This window comes from Helicobacter pylori (genome assembly GCF_001653455.1).
Lineage (GTDB): Bacteria > Campylobacterota > Campylobacteria > Campylobacterales > Helicobacteraceae > Helicobacter > Helicobacter pylori_A.
In genome coordinates, this window is record NZ_CP011486.1 from 831,791 (window position 1) to 855,533 (window position 23,743).

The window sequence follows — 23,743 nt, forward strand, 5'->3', positions numbered from 1 at the left end:
AAACACTGATAACTAAAACCTTAAATAATGCTAACCCATTCTTTAGGATAGCCCGATTTTATTGTAAAATTCTTTCATTATAAGATATTGAGATTGAACAGAATATAAGGATCATTCTTTGAATTTACTTTCATTATTTGCTGGAGCCGGAGGGCTGGATTTAGGCTTTGAAAAAGCAGGGTTTAAAATAGTCATTGCCAATGAATACGATAAAAATATCGCACCCACTTACAGACTCAACCATAAAAATACACAACTGCTAGAAAAAGACATTAAAAATTTACAAACCAGTGAAATTAACTTTTCTGTTGATGGGATTATTGGCGGTCCGCCATGCCAGAGTTGGTCAGAAGCGGGGAATTTAAAAGGGATTGATGACGCTAGGGGGCAGTTATTTTATGAATATTTGTGCCTTTTAAAAGAGCTTAAGCCCAAATTTTTTTTAGCTGAAAATGTAAGGGGCATGCTCGCTCAACGCCACGAAAAGAGCGTAAAAAATATCCTTGATGCTTTTAAGGAGTGCGGCTATGAAGTCAATACACATTTAGTGAATGCTAAAGACTATGGGGTAGCGCAAGAAAGGCTTATGGTTTTTTATATTGGTTTTAGGAAGGATTTAAAAGTCAATTACGCTTTTCCTAAAGGCTCAACGCGTTTAAAAAAACTCACTTTAAAAGATGTTATTTGGGATCTAAAAGATAGCGTGGTGTGCGCTTTAGCCAAAAACAAACATAACCCTAACGCCATTAACAATCATGAATATTTTATTGGTTCTTATTCGCCGATCTTTATGAGCAGGAATCGTGTAAAAAATTGGGATGAACAAGCTTTTACGATACAAGCATCAGGAAGACAATGCCAACTGCACCCACAAGCCCCCAAAATGGCTAAGTTTGGCAAAAATGATTGCAGATTTATAGAAGATTACCAACATTTATACCGCCGTTTGAGCGTGCGGGAGTGTGCGAGGATTCAAGGTTTTGATGATGGTTTTTATTTTGTTTATGAAAATCTTAACGACGCTTATAAAATGATAGGTAATGCTGTGCCTGTAAGTTTGGCTAAAGAGATTGCTGTAAGTATTTATAAGGTGTTATATTGAGCGATAAGAGCAACAATCAAGGTAGGGCGTATGAATACGCATGGTTTTTAGCTTTAGAGCAAAAATTAAGCGTTTTTAAAAAGGTTATAGTGGATAAACAAAACGGGTTTAATGCATGTTATAGGGCTTATGGAAGTTTAGAAAAATCCTTACAAGAGCGTTATTTAGAAAGCGCTAAACAAGGCGTGTTGCTTTTGTTGGATTGTGAGCCGTTATTAAGCGAAGTCATAGATAACTCGCAAAATGAAATCACACTATCTTTACAAAAAGACAAACTCGGTGAAGCAGGTGATGTCCGAGATATTTTAATTGATCTTGATAGATTTTGCATAGGGTTAAGCGTTAAACATAACCATGATGGCATAAAGCATTCTAGGCTTTCTAAAAACTTGGATTTTGGAGAAAAATGGCTTGAGTGTTGGAGTGTCTCAAAATTACAAAGACGCTATAAAACCACTCTTTGAAAGACTAAAAAACGCTAAAAAAGAAGGCATGTTGTGGAGGGATTTTCCTAATAAAGAACAAGAAATTTATGCCCCGTTATTACAAGCTTTCAAAAAAGAGGTTTTAAGAATTAATGAAAATAAGAAAAATAAAGTCCCACAAAAAATGGTTGAGTATTTGTTGGGTAAATACGATTTTTACAAAGCGATTTTGTTAGAAAGAGAGCAAAAAACTAAATTAGAGGCATACCATTTTAATAACACTCTTAATCGCAGCGTGAAAAATAAGCCTAAAAGAATTATCCCTTTAAGCAAATTGCCTACTAGAATGATTCATTTTGATTTCAAACCTAAAAGTTTCAATACATTAGAATTAGTTTTAAATGAAGGGTGGTCATTTTCATTACGCATTTATAATACAAGCTCTAAAGTAGAACCAAGCTTGAAATTTGATATTAAATTGCTTTCCATTCCTGTGAGTGTTGCAGTTTTTATAACAGCATTTTAGACAAGGAATTTTGACTCTATTCTCATCAAATACCAATAATTAAAACTTTATTGTTAATTTTTTAAAAAATGGTTTTTAATTACTCCATTTTATGGTTGTTGTAAAACTTATTTTTTAAACAAATCAGCTATAATCCCCTTTTTAAAAAGAATTAAAAGGGGTTTGAATGGTGTTTGACAGAACGATAAGCGTGAGAGAGAAAAAAGCGGCTAAGACGCTTGGGGTGGTGGGGGTCGTTTTTTTTATTTTATTTGGCATAATGATAAGTGGGGTGGCTTCACGCCAAGAGTGGGTGCAACAATTAGATTTATTTTTTATAGATTTGATCCGCAACCCAGCCCCCATTCAAGGGAGCGCGTGGCTTTCTTTCGTGTTTTTTAGCACTTGGTTTGCGCAAAGCAAGCTCACCACTTCTATCGCTTTACTCATTAGCGTGTGGTTTGGGTTTCAAAAACGCATCGCTTTAGGGGTGTGGTTTTTCTCTAGCATCTTATTAGGTGAAATCACCTTAAAACTCCTTAAGCATTTAGTCGCGCGCCCACGGCCTGCAACGAATGGCGAATTAGCCTTAGCGCATGGCTTCAGCTTCCCTAGCGGGCATGCTTTGGCTTCTGCACTTTTTTATGGCTCTTTGGCGTTGTTGTTGTGCTATTCTAATGCAAACGCTCGCTTTAAAACCATTGGCGCTATCATTTTACTTTTTTGGATTTTTTTAATGGCGTATGATAGGGTTTATTTAGGGGTGCATTACCCTAGCGATGTGTTAGGAGGGTTTTGTTTAGGGATTGCTTGGTCGTGTTGCTCTTTAGCGCTTTATTTAGGGGTTTTGAAACGCCCTTATAATCAATAAAGGCTTTTTTTACCAAACACTGATAACTAAAATTTTTAATTTTTAAAATTCTATTTTTTGATAAAACTCATTCCCTTAAGGGGATAGGGGGTATTTTGAAATAATTCTCCCCTTAACCCCCTTAAGAAAACCCCTTAACCCGAGAAGACCGCTTTTTTAATAAGCTATCGCTTGATTAAAATCAAGCTCTTTGCTATTTTTTGTAAAAAACGCTTTAAGCGTTTTTTAAAACCTCATTTTTAAAAAGAAAGTTGCGAGTTAGGGTATAATTCATCTTTCTTTTTGATTTCATCAAACTCGGCCTTATAGCGGTGAGACTCTTTTGGATCATAATCCACAACGCTCTTTAAAAAATCACGGAATTTTTTATTTTTTTCGCTGAGTTCTTGAGCCATAGTGTAGTCAATTTTTTCTTTGTATCTAGCGTTCAATAAAATAGCGCTTTTATCTTCATCAGTCCTTAAATCAATCACGCCAAAGACAGCTCGGCGTGTAAAAACCTAACCCCCACCATGTCCGGATAAAGCCATCTGTCCATGCCTTTTTGCGATTTTGAACTTTCTTCATGAAAAATGGTTTTTGTGTAGCATTTCAAATTTTCATTATCAAAAGCCATGTAGGTTAAAAAAGGGTGCAAATCCCTTTCATGCGTAATTGGAACGCTTGGCTTTCCAGCGCTTAAATCCGGCTCTTTCATAGCCGGCTCGTTTGCCGCGCTTTTTAAAGCGATTAAAATTGGTTTTTCTTGCACCTTAAAAAAAGGCACTTCTTCGCCCTTGTTTAAGGCTTCATAAATATAAGCGCTAACGCTCTGGTGTGGGGTTTTGCCCCCACAATCAAACATTTTTGCAATCTTGCCTTTTTCAAAAAGCTCTTTGGCCTTATGATAAATTTTAGTAGGGTTAATAGGCTCATCAATCGTTTCTAAAACGCTTTGAATGATTTCAATGTCTCGTGGCTTCATTTTTTACTCGCTAGGTATTCTTCATAACTGCCTTTAAAATCAATGATTTGAGCGCCTTTAGGGCTTGGGACTAATTCAATGATCCGGTTTGCATACGCATCAATCAACTCTCTGTCATGGCTTATGCAAATCACCGCCCCATCAAATTTATAAAGCGCTTCGCCCAAAGCGATAATCGCTTCTAAATCCAAATGGTTAGTCGGCTCGTCTAAGACTAAAAAATTCCCCCCTTCTAGCATGAGCTTGGATAAAACCATTCGGTGTTTTTCGCCCCCACTCAAAGCGTTCACGCACTTTTCTTGCTCTTCGCCATTAAAAAGCATCCTCCCTAATGCATTTCTCACCTCAGCGCTTTCAATCTTTTTATTGAAATTAAAGAGCCATTGATACAAGGTCTCTTCGCCGCTAATTTCTTCGCTCACGTTTTGAGGGAAATAGCCTTTTGAAACGGTCGCCCCCCATTTCACCACGCCCTTATCGGGCTTTAATTCTTCTACTAAAATTTTGCAAAGCGTGGATTTTCCCACGCCATTTGGCCCTATGAGGGCGATTTTATCTTTAGGCATCACTTTCAAGCTCACTTGATTTAAAACAATTTGCCCATCATAACTTTTAGAAATATTTTCGCATTCTAAGGCTTCGTTGCCAATGGTGCGTTTGGGTTTAAAAATGATGCTTGGATCCCTCCTGCTAGATACCGCTAGGCTTTGAATGTCTAATTTATCCAGTTGTTTTTGGCGGCTGGTGGCTTGCTTGGCTTTGGAAGCGTTAGCGCTAAAACGAGCGATAAATTTTTCTAGCTCTTCTTTTTCTTTGAGTTTTTTATTGCGTTCAGCCTCTTGCTGTTTAGCGATCAGAGTAGAAGCGATATACCAATCGTCATAATTCCCGCTAAATTCGCGCACGCTATGGAAATCCAAATCTAAAATATGCGTGCATACTGCATTCAAAAAATGCCTGTCATGGCTAATGACCACCATCGTGCCTTCATGGCGTTTGAGATTGTTTTCTAGCCATTCAATGGCGTTTAAATCCAAATTGTTTGTAGGCTCATCTAAAAGCAAAATATCCGGTTTAGGGAATAACACTTGAGCTAAAAGGATCTTAAATTTATCGCTACTTGGCAAGGTTTTCATCAAATCGTTATGCCTAGAGCTAGGAATGCCTAAATCTTCTAAAATCTTTTCAATCACCACTTCGCATTCATACATGGGATCTTCTTCTACGCAAATGGTTTCCAACTCCCCTAGTCTCGCATTCACTTTATCATCGCTCAAATCGCCTTCAGTGTATAAGCGCTCTTTTTCTTTGATAGCGTCATACAAACGCTTATTGCCTATTAAAACCGCATCTTTAAGGCTCAAATCTTCAAAAGCGTATTGATCCTGCCCTAAAACCCCCATTCTCATCCCGCTTGTGATGATAACTTCCCCACTGCTGCAATCAATACTCTTGCTTAAAATCTTTAAAAAAGTGGACTTTCCTGCGCCATTAGCCCCAATAAGCCCGTAGCGCTTGTTTTTATCCAGCTTGATATTCACGTTTTCAAACAATTTTTTAGTCGCATAGCGTTGCGTTAAGTTGATGGTTTGCAGCATCTTATGATTCCTTATTTTTTGTGATTAGACTTATAGAAAGTTTATTGTAGCGTTTTCTTTGCAATATTGTATCTCTTGTTTATTGTGGTTATCTGTAAGGTCTTTGACGCCCAAACCTTGTTCGAGCCTATATCATTTTCTCTTGCTTTTTTATTCAAATTAAGGTAAAAATAATGTTTTAAAGCAAAAAGGATCGTGTCATTGAAAGTATTTGATTATGAAGATGTCCAACTAATCCCCAATAAATGTATCGTGAATAGCCGTTCAGAGTGCGATACGACCACTACATTAGGTAAACACACATTTAAAATGCCCATAGTGCCAGCAAATATGCAAACAATCATCAATGACTCGATCGCAGAATTTCTAGCAGAAAATGGCTATTTCTACATCATGCATCGTTTTGATGGAGCGGCAAGAATCCCATTTATCAAAAAAATGAAGGAACGCCAATTAATTAGCTCAATCAGTGTGGGGGTAAAAAAGGAAGAATATCTTTTTGTAGAAGAGTTGGCCAAACAAGGATTAACGCCAGACTATATCACGATCGATATTGCGCATGGCCATTCAAATTCTGTCATTAGAATGATCCAACACATCAAAACGCATTTACCAGAAACTTTTGTGATTGCCGGAAATGTTGGCACGCCAGAAGCAGTCCGTGAATTAGAGAATGCCGGTGCTGACGCTACGAAAGTTGGCATCGGGCCCGGGAAAGTGTGTATCACCAAAATCAAAACAGGCTTTGGCACTGGTGGTTGGCAACTGGCGGCTCTTAGATGGTGCGCTAAAGCAGCAAGAAAGCCGATTATTGCAGATGGTGGCATTCGCACGCATGGGGATATTGCAAAATCAATACGCTTTGGCGCGACAATGGTCATGATTGGCTCGCTTTTTGCAGGGCATGAAGAATCGTCTGGAGAAACAAAAATAGAAAATGGTATCGCATATAAAGAATATTTCGGATCTGCATCAGAATTCCAAAAAGGTGAAAAGAAAAATATCGAAGGTAAAAAAATTTGGATCCAACATAAAGGATCCTTAAAAGATACGCTGATTGAAATGCATCAAGATCTACAATCTGCGATCTCTTATGCAGGTGGGAGAGACCTTGAAGCGATTCGAAAAGTTGATTATGTGATTGTGAAAAATTCAATTTTCAATGGAGACACACTCTAAAGAAGATCAATGAAAGCGAAGACAGAAAAATGGGCTTATTTTTCAAGCGATTTGCTTTGATTGGGTTTTTTATTGTTTTTTGATCCTTTCTTTATTTTCATTGCATCTTATTGGATCATTTTCTGTTTAAATTCAAACGCATAGCGTTTAAGGGCTAATTTTTATGAGCGAAATGCCTTTCAATGCAATCGCATAAAATATGGATGGCAAGAATATGGATTTCTTGGATTCGTGGCGTATCATCACTAGGGACAATCAAGGCTATATCGCTTAAAGGCTTCATTTTTCCTCCATCACGCCCCACTAAACTAATCGTTTTAATCCCCAAATCTTTAGCCTTTTCATAAGCTTTTAGGACATTTTTGGAATTACCGCTTGTAGAAATCCCTATCAAAACATCTTCTTTATTCCCTAGCGCTTCTAATTGTCTGGCAAACACTTCTTCATAGCCATAATCATTCGCAATGGCCGTGAGGGCTGAGGTATCCGTGCTTAAACTTATCGCGCTCAAACCCTTTCTTTCCAACTTATAGCGCCCGGTCAATTCAGCGGCAAAATGCTGCGCATCGCTCGCACTCCCCCCGTTACCGCAAATAAGGATTTTTCCTTGATTTTCTAAAGTTTCTATCAAAAGTTGGACGCTTTGGATTAACGCTCCTTCCAAACTTTCTAAACTTTTTTCTAACGCTTCCTTATGGGCTAAAAATTCTTTTTTAATCAAATCCTTAATCATTGTGTGTCCTTTTAATTTTTTCTATAATAGCGCTTGTAGAATACCCTTCTTCAAACGCCATCAAACAAGTTTCTTTAACCAACTCGCTCCCTATGACTTCTTTATTGAGATAGTCCGCCCCCTTGACTAAAATATCAGGCTTTAGGGCTTGGATTAATTTTATGGGCGTGTCTTCTTCAAACACCACGACATAATCCACGCAAGACAAACTCGCTAAAAGAAAAGCTCTGTCTTTTTCGCCCACTATGGGGCGTTTATCCCCCTTAAGCCTTTTAATGGAAGCATCGCTGTTTAACCCTACAATGAGAATATCCCCTAAAGCTTTAGCCTTTTGCAAATAGCTCGCATGCCCTTTATGGAGAATATCAAAACAGCCATTGGTGAAAACGACTTTTTGTTTATGATGCTCTAAAATGTTTAAAAGCTTTTCTAAAGAAAGGATTTTAGGGTGCGTTTGGTTTAAAATCAAAGCGATTTCTTCCAAACTCGCTAACGCGCTCCCCATTTTACCCACCACCACAGCCGCTGCTGCATTGGCAAACTCGCAAGCTTTTTTAAGATCTTTTGACTCTAATAAAGAAAGCGTTAAAGCTGCAATCACCGTATCGCCTGCCCCGGTTACATCATAAACTTCTTTAGCGATGGTGGGGCAATTGATTAGCTCGTTTTTTTCCAAAAAAGCGATGCCTTGCTCGCTCAAAGTGACTAAAGGCATGGCGATATGATAAGTTTCTTTTAAGATTTTAAGCGCTTTTAATAAATTGGCATGGCTGTCTAATTTCAAATGGAGCGCTTGCTCTAATTCAAAACGATTGGGCGTGATCAAACTCGCATGGGAATATTTGCTATAATCTTTCCCTTTAGGGTCGCATAAAATGAGCTTGCGGTGCGTGTTGGCCAATGCAATGATGGTTTGGGTGAGTTCAAAATCCAAAACGCCCTTATTGTAATCTGAAAGGATAACCCCATCCATTTCTTGGATTTTTTCTGCGATAAAGTCTAAAAGATGTTTTTTTAAATCGGCGTTTAAGGGATCTTTGATTTCCTTATCCACGCGCACGATTTGTTGGTTTTGCACGATAATGCGCGTTTTGAGCGTGGTGCAACGGGTTTTATCTACTAAGACGCCTGAAGTGTCAATCTCTCTTATTTTTAAAGCGTTAATGAAATGCTTGCCCTCTAAATCATCGCCCACTACCCCACATAAAAAGACTTTAGCCCCTAAAGAGATGAGGTTATTGGCCACATTAGCCGCTCCGCCTAAATTCTTGCTCTCTTTTTTGACTTCTAAAACAGGCACAGGGGCTTCAGGCGAAAGGCGTTCGCTCTTCCCCCATAAATAATAATCAGCGATCAAATCCCCTATGACTAAGATTTTTTTCATGCGTATTGTTCTTTAAAAATCGCATGGATATGGGGCAAATAATCCTTAATGCCGCTTTCTAAATCGTATAAGGGGGTGTAGTCTAAATCCAAAATAGTGGGTTCAAGATGCGCTTGCGTGTACTCTTGGAAAAAAGGATAAGGGTTTTTAATATAACTCACTTTAAAATCCCCTAAATGCTCTTTTAAAATGCTAACAATCTCATTATAGCTCCTGGCTTGCGAATAACCCACATTATAAACCCCGCTTTTTTGGGCTTTCATCGCTTTCACATTCGCTTGGATCACATCTTCAATATAGACAAAATCCCTTAACTGCTCGCCAAATTCAAAAAGCTTGACTTCCTTAAACGCTAGCGCTTGCAAAGCGAGTTGCAAAACCATGGAGGCGGTTTTTTCCTTATAAAATTCCCTAGGCCCATAGACATTAAAAAATCGTAAGCCCACTTGAATGAGATCGCTTGAATGGGATCGGACAAATTCGTCCATGCAAAGCTTAGAAAAGCCATAAACATTTTCAGGGCTTTCGTTTGAGCCTACCACATTGGGGGCTTTGGTGTTACCATAAACGCCTGCTGAAGAAGCGTAAATCACTTTAGCCTTTTTGGGTTGGGCGATTTCTAAAAGCCGTAAAAAAGCCTGATAGTTGGTTTTCATCACTAATTCTTGATCTAACATGGTTGTATCAGAGATAGCGGCCTGGTGGAACAAATAATCAAAATGCAACTTTTCTAAACGCCTTAAATCTAAAGGGTTATTAATATCAGCCGTGATCACTTCCCCCTTAAAACCGATTAAATTTTTAAAATGCCCTAAAGAACTCGGACGACCATTGCTTGAAAGCGTGTTGCTACGGAATTTATCTAAAATGATCACTTTAGCTTTAGGGTGGTTATCTTGAAAATAAAAGGCCAAATTACTGCCCACAAAACCAGCCCCACCGGTAATTAAAATCGTTTGATTCTCTAATTCATCATCAATATAACGCATTATTATCCTTATTTAATCCAATCAATCATCTCTTTAAGATTTTTACATTGTATCCAAGAATGAGGAGTTTTTAAAAAATTTGCGCTCAATAAGAGGTTATTTTTAACTTTAGCGTTCAAGCCGGCTAACATGTCGCTTTCTTTATCGCCTATCATAAAAGATTTTTCCAAACAAATTTGATGCTCTTTGGAGGCTTGTAAAATCAAAGAGGGTTTTGGCTTCCTGCAAGCGCAATTTTCTTCTGGGGCGTGCCTGCAAAAATAAATGCCATCTAAATTAAAACCTAATTCTTTAAGCAAGCTTTCTTGGAGGTATGCGGTGAGGTTTTCAAAGTCTTTAAGGGTGTAATAGCCTCGGTTGATCCCGGATTGGTTGGTGATTAAAAGCAGTTTATAACCTAAAGATTTCGCATGCCTTAACAATTCAAAAATCCCTTTTTGGAATTCAAAATCTTCTTTTTGGCTCACATAGCCTTTATCAATATTAATAATGCCGTCTCTGTCTAAAAAAAGGGCTTTGTTAGCGCTCATGGTGGCTTTCTTGGTGTGGTGTGGTGTGGTTTTGGTGGTGCATCATATCGCTTTGGTGCTGCATTGCATGGGGTGTTTGGTGGTTAATGAGCATGATCCCCATATAAAGGACATAAAGCCCAAAAACCCCCATCAAACTTTTAGACAAAAGATTGAAAAATTTCCTATAAGAGGTAGAAATTTTACTCAAAAAAACCCCCATTAAAAACAACGGCACGCTAGTGCCAAGCCCAAAAGAAAGGCCTAGCATCGCCCCCATAAACGCGCTATGACTAAGAATCACGCTCGCTAAAAACGAATACACCATCATGCAAGGCAAAAACCCGTTCAACACGCCTAAAAAATACAGCCCCAAAACGCTTTGAGATCGCAAGGTTTTTTTCATCAAAAGAGAAATGAAAGGGATTTCAAAGCTTAATTTTTCCACTTTAGATCCTAAAAGCGCTAAAAGGATTAAAACAATCCCCATGCCCATCAATAAAGCGCCCCTAAAACCCATGCCCACGCTAAGGCTATGCCCTAATCCTGCCGTTATAGCCCCTAAAAGCATGTAAGTGCTGATCCTTCCTAAATTATAAAAGGCATGGCAAGCGAGCTGGTAAGAAAAACTTGTCGTTTGAGACAATCTTATTTGACTAAACGCGCTCACAATCCCCCCACACATGCCCACACAATGCCCTAAAGACATGCTCAAGGCGGCCACAAACATGCCTAAAAAACTCAAATTGTGCATCATTTGCATTTTAGTATCCCCGCTTTTTTAAGAGCGATCTCCATGCCGTCAAAAACCAAGCGCTCCTTACAAACAGAATGCACTAAAAACGCGCTCAAAAATTTCGCATCGCCCCCACAAAGATAGATTTTTTGATCTTTGGCTAAATGTTGGATACAAGCAATCACGCTCAAAATCATGCCATAATTCACGGCGTCTCTGGTGTTTTTAGGTAAAATTTCTAAAGAATCTAAGGCTTTGAAAGGCTGCTCTAAGATTTTAGCGCTTTTTTTATACGCATGGGTATATTGGGCTAATCCGGGTAAAATACACCCCCCTAAATGCTTGCCCTCTTTGATTAAATCTATCGTAATCGCGCTCCCTGCATCCACCACCACGCCATTAGCCACCGCCAAACACGCCATTTGCCGGTCTATCCCAAGCCCTATATAATCGGTTTCTAAATGAAAAAATCCTGCAATATTTTTAGCGTTAGGGTAACAATCTAAAAGGGCTTTTTCATTTTCTTCATTCACGCTAATGTAAAAAATTTCCTTTTGAATGTCCAAACGCTTTAAATCTTCTTTAGCGCTTGAAAAGAGCCGATAACCTTGTGCAAAATGGATGCGCGTGTTGCCTATATCGCATAAAACCAGGTTTTTCAAATCTTTAAAAGATTGCCCAGCTGGCATAGGCTCACTTCTTATTCATTTCTAAAGCTTTTCTTCTTTCTTCAAGCTCTTTTTCATCTCTTTCTTGATGTTCTCTCGCCCTTTGTTCAAATTCTCTCGCTCTTTGTTCGGCTTTAGCTTTTTTCTTTTCTTCTTTCAAGCGGCGTTTTTCTTCTTTAGGACTGAGTTTTGGCTCTTCTTTTGGAGCGTTATTCTCTGCACCTTTTTTAATAGCGTTATTTTGATCATTAATAGGCTCACGCCTTCTAGCTTTAACTTCTTCTTCTTCAAAACCGCTATTTTTTGGCTTAGCTTTGTCTTCTTCTAAAGGCTGTTTATTTTCTTTAGTTTTATGCCTTTCTTGCAAATAAATAGGAGCGTTTCCTTTTTCTCCTTTTTGAGACGGCTTGAATTCAGCCGCATGGGGGTAAAGTTTTGGCTTAAAATCATTATAATCTAAATAATAGCGATCGTAATACACCCGATTTTTGTCATAAAACACCCCTTTATCCAAACGATTAGATGAAAAAAACTTGAAACTACCTATCGTTGGTGTTTTATAGACATTATACGAATCAAAACTATTCAAATCCACCTCTATCACATACCCGCGCTTTTCTAAAGAATACAATTTATTGTGGTTTAATACAATGGTATTGAGCGAAGCAAAGGGTAATTTCACGCTGTTTAATTCCCTCAAACTCTTATCCATTTGCAAAATCTGCCCGTCTAAAGTCAGCACATACAAAGTCCCTTTATCATAGAGCAAATCCACAATATCCCCATCATAGTTGAACTCTTGACCGCTCACCACTGAAAGGATGCGCTTTCCTGTAGAAGCGATCATGTTATTGCCATCCACGATAAGGTAGGTGATATTGTTAAAAAACTTATCGCTGCTAATAACAATATTTCTAATAGGCGTAGGGTTTCCATGCACATAATCCACGACCAACAAACGCCCGTCTAACATGGGGAACACCACGACCGTATCCATAAAAATAGGCATCGCCATTAAAGAATTGATCGTGGTGCTCGGAGAACCTTTCTCGCTAAAAAGCAATTTTTGAGAAGTGATGTCGTATAAATTCGCTGAATTGTCCGCTAACACCACCGCTAAAAGATTCCCTTTAACGCTCGCGCTCAAGGCAAAAGTCTCCAAAGGGATAATGATAGATTGTTGGCTGGCGTTAGGGTTATTGCTAATCAATTCCACTTGATGGCAGGCTTTATCTTGAACTTCTGCTTCAACGCCTTTTAATTTCAATTCCGTTTCTTTAGTCTTAGCCACCTTGCTTTTTCTTGTTTTTTCATCCACTTTATTCAAGCAATCTTGCGCGAGGATAAAAAACCCTTGACTCTCATTTAAAAAACTGCTTTCATAATTGAAATTCTTACCGATTCTTAGCTGCGTCAAACCTTTATCGCCTATCACCGCCCCGTTTTTCAAAATGGCTCCATAACGATTGGACGAAACGATACTTTCTTGCAAATGGTTAGGGAAATACGCTTCGCCTTTAATTTGGGATTTAGAGGGTTTGAAGTATTTTCTCATGTTACAGCCACTGAAGATAATGAGAGTTATCAGTAAGATTAAAAATTGTTTGTTCATCAAATCAATGCGTTCCTTGAATAGTTTCTTTTTTTAGATGGGTTGGTTTGGAAAGGTTTTGTTGGGTATCTTCTAATATTCCATAATGTTTTAAAACAGAAATCATAGCATATAATGAAGAACTTAAAGGGATAGTTGATAAATTTTTATGCGCGTTTGTGATCGCATCTTTAGAATTTTCCTCATACAATAAATCCACCGCTTGCAAAGCGCTCATCTCTTTAAGAATGGGGCTTTTTTCAAGCAAGTTTTTATCTCTAGAGAGCGATGCGTAAGAATATTGTGCAAAAATTTTGACGATTTCATTAGACGATTGCGAAAGTTTTTTAAACGCATTCACATCGTTATGCTCGCTCGCTCTGGCGAATTGATACAAATCATACAATTGTGGGGCGACTTCTTTGAGTTTGTTTTGTAAGGCTATATTATTAGGGCTCTCTAGCGCTTCATTATAAATTTGAGTGATCCGCTCTTTAGTTTGCTCATGCTTGTAATCTTGCAACTTTGTATCCCCCAAATAAGCGATAAAAGCCACCACGATAAACAATAAAACCCACTTATAGCGCTTGAAAAATTTTTCTAATCTAAACGCCCCCTCTAAAAGCTTTTCATCGCTTTTAAACTCGCTCTTAACCTGCTCTAAATTTTCCTTAATGCTCATGCCTTGCTCACTCCCGTGCTGCCAAACCCCCCGCTTCCTCTTGAAGTTTCATCTAATTGTTCGCATTCTATAAATTCGGCTTTATAAGTTTTTTGAACCACCCCTTGAGCGATCCTATCCCCTACTTGGATTGTAAAATCTTTATCGCTCAAATTCGCTAAAATGACCTTAATTTCGCCCCTATAATCATTATCCACCGTGCCAGGAGAATTTAACACCATCACTTGATGGTTCAACGCCAATCCGCTACGGGTACGCACTTGCAATTCATACCCCACTTCTAAAGACAAACAAATCCCTATTCTCACTAACCCCACGCTATGAGGTTTGATGATTGCATTTTCTACCGCATGCAAATCAAAGCCTGAAGAACCTTCGGTTTGGTATTTAGGGATAAGGGCGTTCGGATGGATTTTTTGGATTTTAATTTTCATCAAAACAAATCTCTTTATAATAAATGTCTAAAATTTCAAAATCGCTTTCCCCACTAGGCAATTGGATACTGACTGCATCGCCCTTGCTCTTGCCGATCAAACTTTTTGCAATCGGTGAACCAAAAGAAATCAGCCCTTTAGCCGGATCGCTCTCCACGCTCCCTACTATCGTATAAGAAAACTCTTTATCGTTATCCAAATTAAGGATTTTAATCGTGCTCCCAAAACTCACTTTATGGTGCGTTAAAACGCTTGGGTCAATCACTTGAGCGTTAGAAATGATCTCGCTCAAATCCACGATTCTCGCTTCAATGAAGCGTTGTTTTTCTTTAGCGGCATGGTATTCAGCGTTTTCTTTCAAATCCCCATGCCCTCTAGCAATATCAATTTCTTTCACAATATTAGGTCGTTCCACCTCTTTTAATTGCTTCAATTCCGCACAGATTTTATTGTATCCATGCATACTCATAGGTTCTTTATTCATTTAATCTCCTAAGCTTATTCAGTAGAGATTATAGTAAAAATTAAGTTAAATTCAGCAAAAAAGCCATCTCTTTGGCGACTTTTCTGCTACTCCCACTGGCTAAATATTCCCTTAATCTCAAGCTTTCTTTAAAATAGCGTTCTCTATCCATCGTTTCATACGCTTTTAACAAACTCTCCACGCTCAAAAAATGCTGGATCAATTCGGGGTGTAACTGGCTCTCCCCAAGCCCTGGAGTCTCATCGTTTAAGGCGTTATAAAAGATATTCGCTAACCCTATGTAATGCAAATTGACAAACATTCTAGCGATCAAAAAATCCATCGTTTTAGCCCTATACGCTAACACAAAAGGCGTGCCAATCAGAGCAGCCTCTAAAGTCGCCGTGCCGCTGCAAATGAATGCAAACTCCGCTTCAAATAAACTCTTATGCGCATCGTAAGAAATTTCAAAACATTCAATATCTTCTCCATAAAGAGCTTTCAAATCCAACCCCTTAAAGAAACTCGGCACGACCAACACACGCCTTTTAAACCCTTCGTTTTGCTCCAAAATGCGAGCCACTTCAACAAACAAAGGGAATATTTTAGCGATTTCACTTTTTCGGCTCCCTGGCATAAACACTAAAGTTTCACCCTTAATATCTTTTTTATAATATTTAATCTCATCTAGTAAGGGGTGTCCTACGTATTGGGCTTTTTGTTGGTAATAACCCGCTTCAAAAGGCAAAATCGCGCCCAAAAAATCGCAATATTTTTCAAGGGTTTTAGCGCGCCATTTTTTCCATGCCCAAACTTGCGGTAAAATATAATACATGATTTTTTTATGAGGGTCTTGTTTTTTGATTTTTTTGGCTAGGGGGATATTGAAAGAAGAAGCATCCATTAAAAGCACCATGTCCGCTTGCTTGGCTAATTGGACCATTTCTTTATGCACTTTGAGTAAAAAACCTAAACGGCCTATCACATCTTTAAAACCCATGATAGAAAATTCCCTTGGGCTATAAAGCGCGCCATTACCTTCAAACACGCCAATGAAACGATAATCTTTGGGCAAATTACGGCGTAATTCCTCCAAATGCACATTGGAGCTCGCTTCTAAAGCGCTCACTAAAATCGTGGGCATTATTTGTCCTTCAAAAGATTTTGGACTTGATAGAGCTTGATTTCTTTATGCAAATCCCTCAATTCAATTTTGAGCAACGCAATTTCAAAATCTTTTTTAGAAAGGTGGTTTTTTAAAAGCCTGTTTTCGCGCAAAACGCTGCGGTGTTGCAAATAAAGCCCTTCATTAAACAAACGCTTGCATGGTTTAGCTTTGATGATTTGATTGTCTTTAGTGTAAATTTCCACTTCTTCAAGGGCTTTAGGGAAAATCCATTCTTCTGTATTTTGTGGTTTTTTGTTGGAGTGGGAGTTTTCTTTTTCTAATTGTTTTTGATAGATTTCTTGTTTCAAACCCTTTAAGGTATTTTTTTTCTTACGCAAGATTTCTTGGACTTGTTTCAATTCCAAACGGATTTTTTTTAAAACTTCTCTAGTGTCTTTAATTTCTTGCTGGTAGGCGTTTAATTCTTCTTGCATTAGTGGTTATTTCGCTAGCATTTCCAAAGACAACAAACGCATTTCATTGCCTTGAGTGATAATTACATTCTTGCTGTGGCATTTTTCGCACACCCCATAATCCAAAGCGTTAGGCTTAAAAACATGCGAACAATCCTTACACTCTAGTTCAACTTTTTCATCTACAATATCCAAAACAGCGTCTTTGCACACCAAAGATTCTTCTCTAAAAGTCTCAAACGCACTCACAAACAAGCTCTTATCCATAGCGCTTCTTTCACCAATACCGACCACGACTCTTTCAATCTTATGGGCTTGATTTTTCTTCGCATGCTCTTCGCAAAGAGCGATCAGAGAAGAAACGACCGAGTATTCATGCATACTAAACCTTAATCTTTAAATTTACCCTATTATATTGTATTAGAGTAATCTTTTAGTTTATTGCTTAAGATTTAATAGCGTGTTAAGGATTTGATCAGATGTGGTTACCGCTTTAGAGTTCGCTTGAAAGCCCCTTTGGACCACAATCAAATTCGTTAAACTCCGGCTTAAATCCACGTTACTAGACTCCAATTTAGACCCTGAAATCGAACCCCTACGCCCCGTATTAGCCGCACCGATTAAAGCTTGCCCAGAGTTTCCGGTTTGAGAAAAGACATTCCCTCCTAAAGCTTGCAAGCCCGCATCGTTAGCGAAATTCGCTAAAGCCACTTGAGCGAGCGCTAAAGTCCTGCCATTACTAAATGCCCCTAAAAGCACCCCATCAGAATCAAAACGGACATCCATCAAATCGCCCGCTTGATAGCCGTTTTGCTCAATCGCATAAGTTTCAGAAATCTTATCCACGCTCGTGAGCCCGTCAAAGCTCCCTGATGAACCAAAGGCCAAATTGATGCGTTGGGGGGCATCAGCGCCATTTTTAGGATCAAATTGCAAAAGAGGCGGGTTCATGCCAGCGAGCGATCCGTCATTATTGAAACGCAAACGGCCTCCTTCAAACACATTCGGCCTAGCCGCTGACCCCCCTACTAATTCCCCAGGCTCAGGCACGATCACCCTAAAATTCCATTCCGCCCCCCCACTCCTATAAAATTCAATGCGCATGGCGTGTTTAGTCCCTAAACTATCTATCACATCAATGCTTGTCGCATGGGTAGCATGGGTGAATTTAGAGCTGCTTGCTGACGCTCCCCCTTCAATCAAAGAAGCGGTGTTAAGCCCTTTCATCGCATTTTTAAACAAAACATTGTTCGTTACGCTGTCTGAAGAATACCCGCTCACAAAAATATTAAGGTTTTCTTTAATAATATTTTTATTGTCTTTATTGTTGATTTCAAACATGCCGTATTGGTTGACAGTAACCCCTATAGAAGCGGCTGAGTCTTGGTAATTATCCGCTAAGCTAGGATCTTTTACGATATTAGCGTCATGCTGGATTAATGCACGCAAGTCTTCAGTGGTCCTAAACTGCCCAATATCCGCATTAGGGCTAATAGAATGCGTGTAGCTGTATTTAAAGGCCGTTACATCTTTATCGCCATCTAAAAAGTTAGCGAACGCCCCGGTCCCGGCTTGAGTAACCACAATGTTTTTAAGCTTTTCATCGCCGTCCAATTCATTGGTGTTTTCCAAACGCAACTGCTTGCCGTCTAAATAAGCTTCAATCCCTGTTTGGCTTTTAACCGCATTGATCGCATTTTTAGCCGCCACTAAGCTTGAAGTCCTGCTCACCGCAGAATCGTTCGTGAAAGAAATCTTAACCCCATTCAATTCAAGCGTGCTGTTTTCTGCGGAAGGGAGGATGTCTTTGACCATTTTGGCGCTCTTATAACTCACCCAAATCCCTTGATTTTCATTCAATAAAAGAGCGTCGCCATCTTCATTGTATAAAGAGCCCATGTCTTCAGCGACTTGAGCTAAATTCGTGCTTGAATCATACACCGGATTAATGCCATCTGAGGGGGTTTTGGCTGAAGAATCCAAAGCAAATATCGCTGCTGTTTGATCCGCATGCCTTCCAGCGTTTAAATTCGCCCTCATAGAAATGCGGTTACTCGCTCTGGCTGGCATCACCATTCCTGGATCAATTCTAATGTTTTCCAAAGGACCGGTATTATCCACTTTTAAAGCGTCCGTATCGCTCCCTTTATTACCGGTATCGCTCCCGTTTCTCACCCACCCTTGCACCACAAGCCCGCCGGTGGTAACCAAACTCCCTTGCGAGTCAAAAAGGAACTCCCCATCTCTAGTGAAATTACGAGTGATCCCCCTATCAGGGCTAATGATAAAAAAACCATCGCCTTGAATCGCTAGATCGGTTTTGACATCCGTGTTTTGGATATTGCCTTGTGAAAAGATTTTAGTCGTCGCATCTACGCCCACCCCAAGCCCCACTGAAAAGTCATTCTGCCCCGCTAACCCGTTTTTATAGGGTGCAGTAGCGATGAGTTTGACTTGAGAGAGCATATCCACAAAAGAAGCTCTAGAATATTTAAAACCGGTAGTATTCACATTCGCAATATTATTACTTTCAATATCCAAAGCGATTTGGTGGGCTTGCATCCCATTAACACCAGACCATAAAGACCTAAGCATGGTTATCCTTTAATGTAAAGAAATTCAATCTATGCCAAATAAAGCAAAAGTCGTTCCTAAATGGCTTTTTAAAACGATTGATTGCGGATTTAAGGTTTTGTTGGAAGTGTTATGGATAAGAGTTAGTCAAACTCATAAGGGATAGAGAGATAGGGGGTTTTGCAACACCCCCCTAACAACGCTGTTTAAAATTATCGCTCAAGCCCTAAATTTTGACTCGCTTCAATTTAAAATCTTGCATTCATGATCTTGAATCTCTTCGGCTGAAGCGCGATTGGAAGTCAGTGGATTGAATTGCGTCGCTAACAAGACAAATGAGTTGTCATTTTGTTGCACCACCGCTAACCCATAATCTCCCATGCGTTTGCGCGCTCCTGGCACTTCTTTGGCAAGCATCACAAACGGGCTTTTTTGCACTAACTCGCTCTCTGTTACCCGACGCGCCAAGTATTTATGCCCGTTCAAGCCGCCCGGTAATGGCGACCAACGGCTGTTGATGTTTTTTAGATTGTTATCCAGGTGTTTGCGCGCTTCAGGGCTAATGCAAGAAATGTGGATATGCAAATGGTTTTGCGAACGGCCTTTGCGAGAGTTTATCGTCAAAGAGATTGCGCTATCAGGAATGGGTTTGCCGTATTTTTGACTCATAAAATCGCGCGCCTGCCAGGATAAGTAAAAAAAGTTAGGCGTAGAAGGATCAAGCAACAAAGGGCTTTCAACGCCATCAATGCGAGTTGTTGGCATCAACAAATATTGCAACGGGCCGTTAATATCTTTTAAAACCACATAGCCGGCATTGGGTTTGACTTCTATGCATGGGTTTTGGTCTTTCTCATAATTAGGCAAACATTTTTCAAAAACAATCTTACGCAACACATTCGGATCTTTAGCGCTTAAGCTATGAGTCATAACAACGATAGCTACCACCGCCGAAAAAAGAAAGCCCATTTTTTTCATCTTTTTACTCCTTGTTTGTAAATGGATTTTTAATATTAACCTAAAAAACTTTAATTATTATGGTTATTGGATCGAGTTTTAACTTATTGGTGGCATTTGGTAACTTGTTTTAAAAAAGAGCTTTTTGAACACTCACTAGCTAAAGAAAACTTAAAAATAATCAAAGGTATTTTTTAAAATAAACACAATAAAAGAGCTTGCAAAAAGCAAGCGATAGTTTTTGTAATGCGATTTTAGGGTTAGAGAGAATCCTTATCAAAATAAAGCGTTTTATAACCCTGCTTTAGATAACATGAAAATATCAAATCAAATAAGGACATTACCATGCAAGATTTACCCCCATGCCCTAAATGCAACGACGCATACACCTACCATGACGGCACGCAATTGGTTTGCTCTAGCTGTTTGTATGAATGGAATGAAAGCAAGGCTAATGATGAAGAATTGATCGTTAAAGATTGCAACAATAATGTTTTACAAAACGGAGACTCCGTTATTCTCATTAAAGATTTAAAGGTTAAAGGTCCATCTTTAGTGCTTAAAAAAGGCACCAAAATCAAAAACATCAAGCTTGTCAATAGCGATCACAATGTGGATTGCAAAGTGGAAGGGCAGAACTTGTCTTTAAAATCTGAATTTCTTAAAAAAGCCTAGAAATAAAAAACTTAAGGATTTTTTAAACTTGTAAAAGGTTATTTTTTAGAAAAAATCAACTTATCCAATTTGAAAAAAATCACCGCTCCAATGGTTTGCCCTAAGAAAAGATTGAGCCACAGCGGAAAATTAAAATAATAAAAAACCTCCATGAAAGGCAGCATGACTAACGCGCTCAACATCCATCTCAGCCAATAAACCAAAAATAGCTTAGAAGCGTATTCTAATCCAAGTTTCTTAAAAAATTCTCGCATAGGACAACCCTTTAAATCTTTTTTGCAAACCCTCCCTAAAAAGGAAAGCTTACCATTAAGGAAAATCCCTAAATCTCATGCCCTTAGACAGCCGTATAAGACATTCTTCTTTCAAAAAGTTTGCTCTCGTAATTGCCTAAATCCCTACCATCTACAAGAGCGAAAGCCTCGCCAAAAGTTGCCAATAAGGCAGAATCTAACTGCATGTCTTTATGGCGGTTCAATGGGATAAAGACTTCCTTGCGATCGCTTTGAAAATCAAACGCCAATAAGGAATCTTGCAAATACACTTCCACCCTAGAAGCGTTTTTCACCACGCTGTTTTGGCCTAGCTTCAAGCCTTGCACTTCAGCGCTCTTAATCCCACACGCATGGCATAAGGACACAAACATGCTCTCTTTTGAAATGGTCGCAAACCAAGGCAAACTCTCTCGTTTCGGTAAATTTTCTTTACCCTCTAAAGCCTTTTGTCTTTTAGGCATGTCATGCTTAATGAACGCATAGAAATTACGAACGCTTTCTTTGGGAGTGATCCCTTTGAGCTGGTTGGCAATATTAGCCACGCTCGCATCGTCTCTTTCATAACGCCCCATCGCTACAAAATCGTTCGCATCAAACAAACGATCCTTTAATTGGTAGCTAGCGACCTCATAAGACAAATGGACTTGCTTTTTTTGAGCGCTTTTTGAAAAATCCACTTGCAAATAAGGCACGCCAAAATTGAGCATGCTTTGATAATTAGCATGATTGCCTTGTAATTTCACATTGCTCGCTACAACGCTCGGCATGGGAATAAACAACGAAGTGTGTTCTGCAGAATCAAAATCAATGCTATAATGAGCATCTATTTTATATTTTGCAACACTCCCCTTGCGTTCTTCTGCCTGTAGAATTTGCGCTCCTAAAACAGCGCCTGTAGCGCCTAAAGCAGTCGTTTTAATAAAATCCCTTCGTTTCATATTCATAACTATAACTCTTTTTGTAATTTTTAAATTCGTTGAATGAATGAAAAAGTAAGACACACACCAAAAAATTGGTGAGTGTCCAAAAACCTAAATTTTGAAAGACAAAGCATTCCTAAAAAAGAACGCTTAAAGAAAAGGGTTACTTTTTCTTTTTCATATGGTGCATGTCTTTGGCATGCATGTCTTTCATCATTTTTTGGTGTTTTTCAAGAGCTTTTTTAACTCCCTCAGCGTATTTGGGGTCAGCTTTCTTGAAATGCTCCAATTGCTTATCCACAATTTCCTTATGAGTAACATGAGCTAAAGACCCTCCAATAGTGTCATACAATCTTTCTTTTTCATCAGCTGGCAATGAGCGGTAGTAATCGCCTGGTTGGGTGTAGTAATCGCTATCCTCAGCTCTGTAATCCCAATTCCACACTTCAAATTCTTTCTCAATGTGAGCTAAATTGAACTTAGGATCCCTCGCACTCTTATTTCTTTATAACCAGGCAATGAGCTAGGTGTATAGTTTTGTAAAGAGCCATAATACCCATTTTGCATGTAACCATCTCTGCTAGAAGAGTGGAACGGACATCTTGGTCTATTAACCGGTATTTGAGGGTAATTAACGCCTAAGCGGTAGCGGTGTGTATCCCCATAAGAGAATAAACGAGCTTGCAACATTCTGTCTGGGCTATAGCCAATTCCAGGAACGACATTCGCCGGAGTGAAAGCCGCTTGTTCTACTTCTGCGAAATAGTTTTCCGGATTTTTATTCAATTCTACAATGCCCACTTCCATCAACGGATAATCTTGGAGATACCAAATTTTAGTAACATCAAACGGATGGAATCGATACTTCTTAGCATCCTCTTCTGGCATGATTTGAACAGACAATTTCCATTTTGGGAAATCCCCTCTAGCGATCGCATCGAACAAATCCCTTTGATTGGAATCGGGATCATACTTTCTGACTTCTGCGGCTTCTTCATTAGTCAAGTGCTTAACGCCTTGCATGGTGTGAAAGTGGAATTTCACCCAAAAGCGTTCGCCTTTAGCGTTGATAAAGCTAAAAGTGTGGCTGCCAAAACCATCCATATGGCGGAAAGATTTAGGGATCCCTCTATCGCTCATAACCCATGTAACTTGGTATAAACTTTCAGGAACATTGCTCCAAAAATCCCATACCATGTCGGGGTTAGGCAAATTGGTTTGAGGATCTCTTTTTTGAGTGTGGATAAAATCAGGGAATTTGATCCCATCACGGATAAAGAAAACCGGTGTGTTGTTGCCTACTAAATCCCAGTTACCTTCTTCAGTGTAATACTTCATCGCAAAACCTCTTGGGTCTCTCACCGCATCCGCACTGCCTTTTTCACCAGCCACATGTAGAAAATCTAAAAAAGCATTCTGTTTTTTTGCCCACTTTAGAGAAAATTTTCGCTTTAGTGTATTTAGTGATGTCTTTAGTCACGGTGAAAGTGCCATAAGCCCCACTTCCTTTAGCATGCACAACCCTTTCAGGGATTCTTTCTCTGTCAAACGCTGCTAACTTTTCCAAAAACCAAGTGCTTTGTAAAAGAACAGGACCTCTAGGGCCAGCCGTGATCACATTGTTGTCATCCCAAACGGGAGCGCCAAAAGCAGTGGTTTGTTTCACATCTTTATTAACCATCTTTTTTCCTTTTATGATTTTGAACTTCGTAATATGATACTAGACCAATTACTTGTGGTGATTATTACATAATTTGTTATACAAAGACTAACAAGATTCAATTTCCTTAAAAAATCCTTTTTTTAAGAATAAAAAACCCCCTTAAGTATTTCTATTTGTAACAATTAATAAAAATAAGAAAGATTAAACGCTAAATTTTATTTTTAATCTGGTTTTAATAATAATTATCATACTATTCTATCTCAAT

General features: G+C 39.0%; 21 protein-coding genes and 4 pseudogenes. 5 read left to right on the top strand and 20 right to left on the bottom strand.

Annotated features, from left to right (window positions below; translation table 11 throughout):
• The first annotated feature begins 118 nt into the window (after positions 1-118).
• From AA977_RS03950 to AA977_RS03960, 3 genes and pseudogenes are all read left to right on the top strand, one after another.
• The gene (locus AA977_RS03950) at positions 119-1,102 is read left to right on the top strand and encodes a DNA cytosine methyltransferase (RefSeq protein ID WP_064434670.1); all 984 of its coding nucleotides are present in this window, start codon (positions 119-121) and stop codon (positions 1,100-1,102) included.
• Positions 1,099-2,053: pseudogene (locus AA977_RS03955) on the top strand (HaeIII family restriction endonuclease). The gene AA977_RS03950 and the pseudogene AA977_RS03955 overlap by 4 nt, the downstream one beginning before the upstream one ends.
• A 166-nt stretch (positions 2,054-2,219) precedes the next feature.
• Positions 2,220-2,903, top strand: a complete 684-nt coding sequence (locus AA977_RS03960; protein ID WP_064434671.1) for a phosphatase PAP2 family protein — start codon at positions 2,220-2,222, stop codon at positions 2,901-2,903.
• A 239-nt stretch (positions 2,904-3,142) separates the two neighbouring features.
• Here the strand turns inward: AA977_RS03960 and AA977_RS03965 are convergent.
• Both AA977_RS03965 and AA977_RS03970 read right to left on the bottom strand, forming a co-directional pair.
• Positions 3,143-3,867, bottom strand: a pseudogene (locus AA977_RS03965) (HrgA protein).
• Positions 3,864-5,465 (bottom strand): ABC-F family ATP-binding cassette domain-containing protein, encoded by a 1,602-nt coding sequence (locus AA977_RS03970; RefSeq protein WP_064434672.1) that lies wholly within the window; start codon positions 5,463-5,465, stop codon positions 3,864-3,866. Before AA977_RS03970 ends, AA977_RS03965 begins: the two are co-directional and overlap by 4 nt.
• A gap of 201 nt (positions 5,466-5,666) precedes the next feature.
• Here AA977_RS03970 and guaC point away from each other — a divergent pair, with 201 nt between their 5' ends.
• Entirely contained in the window at positions 5,667-6,644 is a 978-nt protein-coding gene (guaC, locus tag AA977_RS03975; protein ID WP_064434673.1) for a GMP reductase, read from the top strand.
• Between the two features lie 154 nt (positions 6,645-6,798).
• On the opposite strand, the gene gmhA is transcribed toward guaC, so the two are convergent.
• From gmhA to cdh, 15 genes and pseudogenes are all read right to left on the bottom strand, one after another.
• A complete protein-coding gene (gene gmhA, locus AA977_RS03980; RefSeq protein ID WP_064434674.1) occupies positions 6,799-7,377 on the bottom strand; it encodes a D-sedoheptulose 7-phosphate isomerase in 579 nt (192 codons plus the stop codon).
• Positions 7,370-8,761, bottom strand: a complete 1,392-nt coding sequence (gene rfaE1 / locus AA977_RS03985; RefSeq protein WP_064434675.1) for a D-glycero-beta-D-manno-heptose-7-phosphate kinase — start codon at positions 8,759-8,761, stop codon at positions 7,370-7,372. Before rfaE1 ends, gmhA begins: the two co-directional genes overlap by 8 nt.
• A complete protein-coding gene (gene rfaD / locus AA977_RS03990) occupies positions 8,758-9,750 on the bottom strand; it encodes an ADP-glyceromanno-heptose 6-epimerase (protein ID WP_064434676.1) in 993 nt (330 codons plus the stop codon). The genes rfaE1 and rfaD overlap by 4 nt, the downstream gene beginning before the upstream one ends.
• Before the next feature lie 8 nt (positions 9,751-9,758).
• On the bottom strand, positions 9,759-10,280 hold the full coding sequence (gene gmhB, locus AA977_RS03995; RefSeq protein WP_064434677.1) for a D-glycero-beta-D-manno-heptose 1,7-bisphosphate 7-phosphatase: 522 nt from the start codon (positions 10,278-10,280) through the stop codon (positions 9,759-9,761).
• Positions 10,270-11,022 carry a sulfite exporter TauE/SafE family protein gene (locus tag AA977_RS04000; protein WP_064434678.1) on the bottom strand — a complete coding sequence of 251 codons (753 nt, stop codon included), beginning with the start codon at positions 11,020-11,022 and terminating at the stop codon, positions 10,270-10,272. Before AA977_RS04000 ends, gmhB begins: the two co-directional genes overlap by 11 nt.
• A complete protein-coding gene (locus AA977_RS04005) occupies positions 11,013-11,684 on the bottom strand; it encodes a type III pantothenate kinase (protein ID WP_064434679.1) in 672 nt (223 codons plus the stop codon). The genes AA977_RS04000 and AA977_RS04005 overlap by 10 nt, the downstream gene beginning before the upstream one ends.
• A gap of 4 nt (positions 11,685-11,688) precedes the next feature.
• On the bottom strand, positions 11,689-13,275 hold the full coding sequence (gene pgbB, locus AA977_RS04010) for a plasminogen-binding protein PgbB (RefSeq protein WP_064434680.1): 1,587 nt from the start codon (positions 13,273-13,275) through the stop codon (positions 11,689-11,691).
• A 4-nt stretch (positions 13,276-13,279) separates the two neighbouring features.
• The gene (locus AA977_RS04015) at positions 13,280-13,936 is read right to left on the bottom strand and encodes a hypothetical protein (protein WP_064434681.1); all 657 of its coding nucleotides are present in this window, start codon (positions 13,934-13,936) and stop codon (positions 13,280-13,282) included.
• Positions 13,933-14,370, bottom strand: a complete 438-nt coding sequence (dut, locus tag AA977_RS04020) for a dUTP diphosphatase (RefSeq protein ID WP_064434682.1) — start codon at positions 14,368-14,370, stop codon at positions 13,933-13,935. Before dut ends, AA977_RS04015 begins: the two co-directional genes overlap by 4 nt.
• Positions 14,360-14,854: a transcription elongation factor GreA gene (gene greA / locus AA977_RS04025; protein ID WP_033619972.1), complete on the bottom strand. Its 495-nt coding sequence runs from the start codon at positions 14,852-14,854 to the stop codon at positions 14,360-14,362. The genes dut and greA overlap by 11 nt, the downstream gene beginning before the upstream one ends.
• Before the next feature lie 40 nt (positions 14,855-14,894).
• On the bottom strand, positions 14,895-15,977 hold the full coding sequence (gene lpxB, locus AA977_RS04030) for a lipid-A-disaccharide synthase (RefSeq protein ID WP_064434683.1): 1,083 nt from the start codon (positions 15,975-15,977) through the stop codon (positions 14,895-14,897).
• Positions 15,977-16,435 (bottom strand): nickel-binding protein Mua, encoded by a 459-nt coding sequence (gene mua / locus AA977_RS04035; protein ID WP_064434684.1) that lies wholly within the window; start codon positions 16,433-16,435, stop codon positions 15,977-15,979. The genes lpxB and mua overlap by 1 nt, the downstream gene beginning before the upstream one ends.
• A gap of 6 nt (positions 16,436-16,441) precedes the next feature.
• Positions 16,442-16,795: a hydrogenase/urease nickel incorporation protein HypA gene (gene hypA, locus AA977_RS04040; RefSeq protein ID WP_033614691.1), complete on the bottom strand. Its 354-nt coding sequence runs from the start codon at positions 16,793-16,795 to the stop codon at positions 16,442-16,444.
• Positions 16,796-16,852: 57 nt separating this feature from the next.
• Entirely contained in the window at positions 16,853-19,009 is a 2,157-nt protein-coding gene (flgE, locus tag AA977_RS04045) for a flagellar hook protein FlgE (protein ID WP_020972496.1), read from the bottom strand.
• Between the two features lie 222 nt (positions 19,010-19,231).
• Positions 19,232-20,098 (bottom strand): annotated as a pseudogene (gene cdh / locus AA977_RS04050) (CDP-diacylglycerol diphosphatase).
• 192 nt (positions 20,099-20,290) lie between these two features.
• Here cdh and AA977_RS04055 point away from each other — a divergent pair.
• Complete coding sequence (locus AA977_RS04055) at positions 20,291-20,620, top strand: zinc ribbon domain-containing protein YjdM (RefSeq protein WP_064434686.1); 330 nt, start codon at positions 20,291-20,293, stop codon at positions 20,618-20,620.
• Positions 20,621-20,658: 38 nt separating this feature from the next.
• Here AA977_RS04055 and AA977_RS04060 read toward each other — a convergent pair whose 3' ends face one another.
• The 3 genes and pseudogenes from AA977_RS04060 to AA977_RS04070 all read right to left on the bottom strand — a co-directional run bounded on the left by AA977_RS04060 (position 20,659) and on the right by AA977_RS04070 (position 23,496).
• On the bottom strand, positions 20,659-20,874 hold the full coding sequence (locus AA977_RS04060) for a hypothetical protein (RefSeq protein ID WP_064434687.1): 216 nt from the start codon (positions 20,872-20,874) through the stop codon (positions 20,659-20,661).
• An 83-nt stretch (positions 20,875-20,957) separates the two neighbouring features.
• Positions 20,958-21,833: a twin-arginine translocation signal domain-containing protein gene (locus AA977_RS04065; protein ID WP_064435196.1), complete on the bottom strand. Its 876-nt coding sequence runs from the start codon at positions 21,831-21,833 to the stop codon at positions 20,958-20,960.
• Positions 21,834-21,978: 145 nt separating this feature from the next.
• A pseudogene (locus AA977_RS04070) lies at positions 21,979-23,496 on the bottom strand (catalase).
• Between the last annotated feature and the right edge of the window lie 247 nt (positions 23,497-23,743).

Excerpts from the sequence above, each read along its gene's own strand:
- AA977_RS04065 (WP_064435196.1), bottom strand. The coding sequence starts at position 21,833 with ATGAAACGAAGGGATTTTATTAAAACGACTGCTTTAGGCGCTACAGGC.
- gmhB (WP_064434677.1), bottom strand. The coding sequence starts at position 10,280 with ATGAGCGCTAACAAAGCCCTTTTTTTAGACAGAGACGGCATTATTAAT.
- flgE (WP_020972496.1), bottom strand. The coding sequence starts at position 19,009 with ATGCTTAGGTCTTTATGGTCTGGTGTTAATGGGATGCAAGCCCACCAA.
- greA (WP_033619972.1), bottom strand. The coding sequence starts at position 14,854 with ATGAATAAAGAACCTATGAGTATGCATGGATACAATAAAATCTGTGCG.
- hypA (WP_033614691.1), bottom strand. The coding sequence starts at position 16,795 with ATGCATGAATACTCGGTCGTTTCTTCTCTGATCGCTCTTTGCGAAGAG.
- AA977_RS04060 (WP_064434687.1), bottom strand. The coding sequence starts at position 20,874 with ATGCGAGAATTTTTTAAGAAACTTGGATTAGAATACGCTTCTAAGCTA.
- pgbB (WP_064434680.1), bottom strand. The coding sequence starts at position 13,275 with ATGAACAAACAATTTTTAATCTTACTGATAACTCTCATTATCTTCAGT.
- dut (WP_064434682.1), bottom strand. The coding sequence starts at position 14,370 with ATGAAAATTAAAATCCAAAAAATCCATCCGAACGCCCTTATCCCTAAA.
- lpxB (WP_064434683.1), bottom strand. The coding sequence starts at position 15,977 with ATGCCCACGATTTTAGTGAGCGCTTTAGAAGCGAGCTCCAATGTGCAT.
- AA977_RS04000 (WP_064434678.1), bottom strand. The coding sequence starts at position 11,022 with ATGCAAATGATGCACAATTTGAGTTTTTTAGGCATGTTTGTGGCCGCC.
- AA977_RS04055 (WP_064434686.1), top strand. The coding sequence starts at position 20,291 with ATGCAAGATTTACCCCCATGCCCTAAATGCAACGACGCATACACCTAC.
- AA977_RS03960 (WP_064434671.1), top strand. The coding sequence starts at position 2,220 with ATGGTGTTTGACAGAACGATAAGCGTGAGAGAGAAAAAAGCGGCTAAG.
- AA977_RS04005 (WP_064434679.1), bottom strand. The coding sequence starts at position 11,684 with ATGCCAGCTGGGCAATCTTTTAAAGATTTGAAAAACCTGGTTTTATGC.
- mua (WP_064434684.1), bottom strand. The coding sequence starts at position 16,435 with ATGCAAGAAGAATTAAACGCCTACCAGCAAGAAATTAAAGACACTAGA.
- rfaD (WP_064434676.1), bottom strand. The coding sequence starts at position 9,750 with ATGCGTTATATTGATGATGAATTAGAGAATCAAACGATTTTAATTACC.
- rfaE1 (WP_064434675.1), bottom strand. The coding sequence starts at position 8,761 with ATGAAAAAAATCTTAGTCATAGGGGATTTGATCGCTGATTATTATTTA.
- AA977_RS03970 (WP_064434672.1), bottom strand. The coding sequence starts at position 5,465 with ATGCTGCAAACCATCAACTTAACGCAACGCTATGCGACTAAAAAATTG.
- AA977_RS04015 (WP_064434681.1), bottom strand. The coding sequence starts at position 13,936 with ATGAGCATTAAGGAAAATTTAGAGCAGGTTAAGAGCGAGTTTAAAAGC.
- gmhA (WP_064434674.1), bottom strand. The coding sequence starts at position 7,377 with ATGATTAAGGATTTGATTAAAAAAGAATTTTTAGCCCATAAGGAAGCG.